The sequence below is a fragment of the Psychrobacter sp. 2Y5 genome (assembly GCF_051847375.1).
Lineage (GTDB): Bacteria > Pseudomonadota > Gammaproteobacteria > Pseudomonadales > Moraxellaceae > Psychrobacter.
The window spans coordinates 1-822 of the sequence record NZ_JBPYDA010000035.1 but is presented as its reverse complement, the minus strand read 5'-3'; the positions used below and the strand labels follow the sequence as shown (position 1 = coordinate 822).

Genomic DNA, 822 nt, shown 5'->3' with positions numbered 1-822 from the left:
CAATAAAAAGGATACACTCATGGCAAAGGCCAAGTTTGAACGCAACAAGCCCCACGTCAACGTCGGCACCATTGGACACGTTGACCACGGTAAAACCACCCTAACAGCAGCTATTGCAACCGTAGCAGCCATCACCTCTGGCGGCGAAGCCAAAGACTACGCGTCTATTGATAGCGCCCCAGAAGAAAAAGCTCGCGGCATCACCATCAACACCTCACACGTAGAATATGACACCGAAACCCGTCACTACGCCCACGTTGATTGCCCAGGTCACGCTGACTACGTTAAAAACATGATCACCGGTGCCGCTCAAATGGACGGCGCAATCCTAGTCGTATCAGCAACCGACGGCCCAATGCCACAAACGCGTGAGCACATCCTGCTATCACGTCAGGTTGGCGTACCGTACATCATCGTCTTCATGAACAAATGTGACCTTGTTGACGACGAAGAACTCCTAGAACTCGTAGAAATGGAAGTTCGCGAACTGCTTAACGACTACGACTTCCCAGGTGACGACACCCCAATCGTAAAAGGCAGTGCCACCCAAGCCCTAAAAGGCGACGAAGGCAAATACGGCCAACCAGCCGTCGTAGAATTACTCAGCATCCTAGACAGCTACATCCCAGAGCCTGAGCGTGACATCGACAAAGCATTCCTAATGCCAATCGAAGACGTCTTCTCAATCTCAGGTCGTGGTACTGTCGTAACCGGCCGTGTTGAATCTGGTATCGTTCGCGTTGGCGACGAAATCGAAATCGTCGGTATCCGTGACACCCAAAAAACCACCTGTACTGGTGTCGAGATGTTCCGCAAACTGCT

General features: G+C 51.7%; 1 protein-coding gene. It reads left to right on the top strand.

Translation table 11 applies throughout. The features are described 5' to 3' along the window. Positions 1-19 precede the first annotated feature (19 nt). Positions 20-822: elongation factor Tu (locus ACS8E3_RS13015; RefSeq protein ID WP_439244761.1), on the top strand; the 803-nt coding region annotated here is incomplete at its 3' end.